Annotated in this window: 5 protein-coding genes; 2 read left to right on the top strand and 3 right to left on the bottom strand. The window is 34.5% G+C overall.

The window, feature by feature from the left end; translation table 11 throughout:
* Positions 1-23: 23 nt before the first annotated feature.
* Positions 24-881 (bottom strand): replication initiation protein, encoded by an 858-nt coding sequence (locus tag BMX83_RS10355; protein WP_091636769.1) that lies wholly within the window; start codon positions 879-881, stop codon positions 24-26.
* Positions 882-1533: 652 nt separating this feature from the next.
* Here BMX83_RS10355 and BMX83_RS11215 point away from each other — a divergent pair.
* Positions 1534-1626 carry a type I toxin-antitoxin system Fst family toxin gene (locus BMX83_RS11215; protein WP_177170580.1) on the top strand — a complete coding sequence of 31 codons (93 nt, stop codon included), beginning with the start codon at positions 1534-1536 and terminating at the stop codon, positions 1624-1626.
* Between the two features lie 389 nt (positions 1627-2015).
* On the opposite strand, the gene mobV is transcribed toward BMX83_RS11215, so the two are convergent.
* Complete coding sequence (gene mobV, locus BMX83_RS10350) at positions 2016-3245, bottom strand: MobV family relaxase (RefSeq protein WP_091636767.1); 1230 nt, start codon at positions 3243-3245, stop codon at positions 2016-2018.
* A gap of 325 nt (positions 3246-3570) precedes the next feature.
* Positions 3571-3972, bottom strand: coding sequence for a DUF536 domain-containing protein (locus BMX83_RS10820; protein WP_245746667.1), 402 nt, complete (start codon positions 3970-3972; stop codon positions 3571-3573).
* Between the two features lie 317 nt (positions 3973-4289).
* Here BMX83_RS10820 and BMX83_RS10340 point away from each other — a divergent pair, with 317 nt between their 5' ends.
* Positions 4290-4700 (top strand): hypothetical protein, encoded by a 411-nt coding sequence (locus tag BMX83_RS10340; RefSeq protein WP_091636765.1) that lies wholly within the window; start codon positions 4290-4292, stop codon positions 4698-4700.
* Positions 4701-4787 lie beyond the last annotated feature (87 nt).

Raw genomic sequence — 4787 nt, 5'->3', positions numbered from 1 at the left:
TTCTTATTATGACAAACTCACTATTAAGTTTTCTTATTGTTCCTTATTTGTTCTAGCTTGGTTAAGAATCTAGCTTGTTTTTCTGGTGGCAAGAGTTCATCTGGTTTTGATTCATAGTTATCTTTTGCCCATTCAGGAAGTGTTTCGTTACGAACGGTTTTACTTGAACTAACGGACTTCTTATTGTATTTGTTTTCTACCCACTTTTCAGTTTTCTCGGGTTTCCAAGTAAATTCATAATGAGTAATTGGATTACCCCGAGTATTATGTTTTATTTTTTTTACTTTTAGATTATCAAAAAATTTAGACAACTCTTCGATGATGGGACTGATTATCTGTCGGTCAATCATCCCTTTTGAGTAACTTTTGGGAACATCTAAGAGCATTGAAAATTCATCAACTGAGAACCTCTTCTTACCAACTGTCCTCCATTGCTTTAGTAATCTATACATTGATTTAGAATAGCTTGATCTTAATTCAGTAAATTCTCTCAATTCATACGAGGTAAAAGTCGCATTTAGCTGATTCAGAACGTAGTCAAAGTATTCAGATACTTGGATAGTTAAAGTTTGGTCTTTCTTATTAACTTCAAACATTGAGAATAACATCATTAAAACGTAACGTTCTTCATCTTCATAATAATAACTTAATTGACTTACTTTCTGAGAAACATCAATCATAGCTTTATTCCAACGACTTACGTTCTTGTTACCAGCAGTGTCAGTCATTTCTCTCAACTCATCAGTTGAAAAAATGAGTTTTCTAGTATCTTTATCTCTCGCTTTAGCGATAATACCAAAGAATATATTCATTTCAATAGGCTTCCAATTCCGCATAACTACTGTATTTAAATCGTTATGATATTTGACTACTTCTGTCATAAGAATGCCCCCCAATTAATTATACTTATAGTAGCATAAAAACTAACATAAGCATATTTTTTTTAGTCATTCTTATAAAACCCCAAAACATACTTATAACGCCCCAAAATATTCTTATAACACCCCAAAATATTCTTATAACACCCCAAAGTATACTTATAACGGTTATTTAAAGGCTCAACCACGCGTGTTACAACGATCCTAAACATTACTTAAACATATTATTAAACATATATAAACAGAGCGCTTTGAAATTATGCGAGCCGTATAGACTGATTTCCTGACTAAAAAAAGGAGTTTCACACAACAAAAAGAACAAGTAAAAGGACGCCTTGCTCACGCAAGCCTTTGAAGATTAAAACATAAAAAAATAAAGACCCCTTGCTCCGCAAGCGTAGACCATTTAAACAGATCAAGAACAGTCACTACGCTCCGTAATTAAAGAAACCATGGGTTTTTAGGTTAAAATCAGTATAAACAGCGTCTTACACGTTCTTTTGAGCAGCACGCTCTGTTATGTGCTCACTTCGTTCGTGCAGGGCAAGCCCTACATACCCCAGGGCAGAAAAACAAGGGATCTTCATACAGATAATCTATTCAAACAGTCGACCCCTATGTTATATTTAAACGTGGCAGCTTGCCCCCAGAGGGGGTGTTGTTCGTGCAAGACGTTATTTCGTTAGTTATCGCACCACTTTTTGTGGGACTAATTTTAATATTGGTTGATCATTGGTTAGAAGATTAGCGGTAACGTGCAAGTTGCTGTCTAACCCACACGTTCGTCATCGCAGCGAACGCAAAAAAAGCCGCTCCTATTCGCATTAGGGGCGGCTTTGTGTCGTTCACTAGACGTTATTTCGTTATCGCATCCTAAGTATATCATGCTACCAGAAGAACGGCAATTACTGTCCCATGGAGAAACTTTTCAAAAACCATGTCTAATATAATTGTGTTTTTAGCGCGTCTGATCCTTTTTGTTTGTGGGGGGTATATTTGTGCGTTTTCAGAGTCGGAACGTCTGTAACGTCTTTTTTTAGCGTTTAAATACCATTGTTGGCTGTTGTTACATTTTTTCAGAATAAAATAAAGATTTAACATCTCAATTTCTTTTATTGATCAGGTCGGTTCATTAAATTATCTGCTAATACCTCTATCTCTTTTTCTTACCCTGTCACGATCAACTTCTTTTTTAAATTGACTGTCTAAATCATTTCCTTTAACAGAAATTAAAACCTTACTAACAAAAGATTTGAATAACTCTTTAAAGTGCTGAATATCGCTCGCACGCTCTTTTAAGTACGCTTTTGTCTCTGTATAGATTAATTTTATTTCTTGCTTTAAATCGCTGATATGGGCTTTTAAAAGAGTGTTTTCATCAATCAGATCATTGTAGGCGTTAGAGAGGTCATTGTAGTCGTCGATATTTTTATTATTTTTTTCTTTTTGTTCAATTAATTCATCTTTTAAAGATTTATTTTCTGCGTAAATATCTGTATATAATAAATTAACAAAAGTTGCTTGCGTTTTACTCACATGCTTTTTGTATTGCTGAATTTGTTTGTAATCGTCTTCTGACATAATGACATTGCCCGTTGTTCTTTCAACTTTTTTGGGAACATCTATCCCTAAAATTTTTTCTCCGCTCGGTATTTTAACAGTTTCTTTTTCTTTTTTTACTTTGATATGGTCAATCGGTAAGCTTAAATTATTTTCTTTGATATACGCGGCTAGTTCCATTTTTCTTTGTCTTAGTTCGTATTGTATCTCTTGTTGTTCCTGCTTCATCTCTTTGAATTCAGGCACCGATAAATTTTTTCTTTCAGAACCTTTTTGGCCTCGCTCAATGTCAAAGTTCAATGCCTGTAAATGTTTAGGCAAGTCCTCTTGTACGTCACGCAGCGCTTCACGATTAAATACTCTTTTTGCACTCAACTTGTTATCTCGGTCAAAAGGCACAATTCCTAAATGCATATGAGGCGTTGTTTCGTCCAAATGAACCGTAGCATAACGAATATTGTCATTACCAAACTTTTCAGCAAAATAGTCTTTTGTCGCTTCAAAGAAGTGCTTGGTCTCTTGTTCGTTTAAGCGTTCAAAAAATAATCTGTCGCTTGAAATGATCCACTCATTGACCAATACCGCATCTTTTCTGATCGCGCGACTGCCTGTCCGCTTATCATGAATAAATTGTTCGATATCCTTTTTATAATTCTGCGTTTGGTGGACTAAGTCATAATTCAAATGTGATTTTGACACATCAATATCTTTGTTTGAATGATTATCTGTTTTTCTTTGATTATGACTCCCAATTCCCGTTAAATTTTCTGCCTTCATCTTCTGCATTCTCGCCACAACCATGGACATAGGACAAGCACTCCTTTTCTGGTTTCTTCGGCACAACTTCCATGTAAAGTATAACATACTATACCTTACCTTCTGTAAGGTGTGTGCTCTGCGAGGCTTAAAAAGGTCAGCTTTCAGCTGAGACAAGGGGAAAAACGTTCCCTTGTAAGAGCGTGAAGTGCGTCGGCTGATTGGTCAGCCGATCAAACATTTTTCGCTGGACGGTGTCCGTTTTCGCTCTAAAAGTTTGGTTGTTCTTCATGCGGCCGCGTTGGCTCGGCGCATGAAAGACAACAGTGCATAAAAAAGCCCCCTTCGACTAGCGTCAGGGGGCGAGTTTTTTATTTTAAGAGCCAAACCATCGGCTAAAGAAGCCTTTTTTGGCTTCTTTTTCTTCAAAAGCTTCTGCTTTCTTTTCGGTTTCTTTATTTTCTTCTAATTGGAGGTATTGTATTTGTTGATTGGTTTGTAATGTTAATTGTTGCTGCTGATCGAGTAGCTTTTGCATCTGCTCAATTTGTTCATCTTTTTTAGCCAGTTGTCCTTCTAAAATCTCAATCATCCTGCTATCACTTTTGCTATCATTGATGCTATCACTGCTATCAGAAGTGCTATCATCTTTGCTATCAAAGATAGCATCAAGAATAAATTGATTCATTGAAACATCTTTTTCTTGTGCCATTTTCTTAACCTGATCTCTCTCAGTATCAGTAGTTCTTATGATTATTTGCACACGATTTTCTGTCAATTATCTCACCATCCTACCAATGAAATGTGATAGCTTTGTGCTATCATGTTGCTATCATAATGATATCTTCATGCTATCTTTATGATAGCACGCTGATATCTTACCGGAAACTATTTATAGGATATATTATTCTAAATGACTGAAATTAAAATGCTTTTATACTCATCTTTCTTAAAAAACTACTTGATTATAGTTTATGTTATAATTTTAAATAAGATTTCAAAGAAAAGAAGAATTGAGTTTGTCACAATAAGAATTGAGTGAAACTTAAGAAAATAGATATAATAGCTAAAATAAACTGGAAGAAGGAAACCAATATGCAATTTTTACCAGAGTTTATCGTTGCAATAATAATAGCTGCAGTACATCTATTAATTTCTTTTAATCTTAAATTACCAGATAAACACAAAAATAAATTTCGACTTTATTCCATCGTTATCAGCCTAGCATTTATCATCTTTTTAGGAGCTTTCTCTTTTAGCTCTTTAATCTCGAGTGATCAAGGAGTTAATATTTATTTTAACGGACTATCTGCTTTGTATTTTGGATTAGTCGTACCCCTTGCAATAGCTCTCGTATGGCGTTTTTACATATGGATAGTGCAGGCTGATATCCAGCCAACTGCTCTTAAATATATAATAATGATTATATTTTTCTCTATATTAGTAGGATTACTCTATGTAGGATATTCTTTATATATCTTATTCTTTTACGGTTTTGCTCCTTAGTTTGCCTTAAATCTAATTAAGTAAAATTCAATTACAACAAATAGTTAAATAAGTGGCTATATTAAAAGGTATTTTACTAGTTGAATT

The organism is Alkalibacterium gilvum (genome assembly GCF_900109085.1).
Lineage (GTDB): Bacteria > Bacillota > Bacilli > Lactobacillales > Carnobacteriaceae_A > Alkalibacterium > Alkalibacterium gilvum.
This window is presented reverse-complemented; position numbering and strand designations above follow the sequence as displayed.